This is a genomic window from Streptomyces ipomoeae 91-03, from assembly GCF_000317595.1.
GTDB classification, from domain to species: domain Bacteria; phylum Actinomycetota; class Actinomycetes; order Streptomycetales; family Streptomycetaceae; genus Streptomyces; species Streptomyces ipomoeae.
Genome location: NZ_AEJC01000122.1, coordinates 1 through 912, shown reverse-complemented (window position 1 = coordinate 912; position 912 = coordinate 1). Strand labels below are relative to the sequence as shown.

Here is a 912-nt window from a genome sequence, read left to right as displayed (position 1 = left end):
CTTTCCCCGCACGGGGACTGGTCCGGCAGTGGCTCAAGGCTGGGGCCGTGAATCGAGGCCGGTTCGCCCCGACCGAGGCGGGAACTCCGCAAGGCGGAGGTGCGACACGAGGTCGCACGTTTGTGAGTGAGGGTTTTCAGGGTGGCCCCCGAATGAGTGACAGCGGGACCGGAGGCAACGGACAGGGCTCCCATGCCGTTGAGAGAGGTGTCTAGGTCTCAACTCTCCAGCTCAGGAGCCCTGTTGGTCCCATATCCTGCCGCACTCGACCTGCCGCACGCACTCGTGGAGTGGGTGACGATGCTGATCGTCACCCACGAGGGTGACCGACGCTGCAAACTCCGGCCGTCCGAGCGTGCGGTGATCGCTCTGGCATACCTGCGCCGACACGACCCCCTGGCGCAACTGGCCGCAGGTTTCCGTATTTCCGTCGGCACCGCCCACGCGTACGTCACCGCCGTCGTCGAGTACCTCGCGGACAAGGCGCCGGGCCTGCTGAAGGTCCTGCGCGAGGCAGACCCCGACTACGTTCTCGTGGACGGCACGCTCGCCGAGTGCGACCGGGTCGGCGACGGACGCGCGGACTACTCGACCAAGCGCAAGCGGCACGGTGTGAACGTGCAGGTCGTCACGGACCCGGACGGCCGGACGCTGTGGCTCTCGCCTGCCCTGCCCGGACGCACACACGACCTGACCGCCGCCCGCACACACAAGATCATCAGGATCTGTGAGCGCCAGGGCGTCCCCGTCCTTGCCGACACGGCCTACATCGGCGCGGGCGAGTGGGTCACCACCCCCAAGCGCCGGCCGCCCCATGGCGAACTCACCACAACCGAGCAGACGGTCAACCGGGCCCTGGCCGCCACTCGCGCACCCGTCGAACGAGGCATCACCCGCCTGAAGTGCTGGCGA

Annotated in this window: 1 protein-coding gene; it reads left to right on the top strand. The window is 68.3% G+C overall.

Features of this window, described 5'->3' with window-relative positions:
• Positions 1 to 243: 243 nt before the first annotated feature.
• A partial coding sequence (locus STRIP9103_RS08240; protein ID WP_048819922.1) for an IS5/IS1182 family transposase occupies positions 244 to 912 on the top strand: 669 nt, incomplete at its 3' end.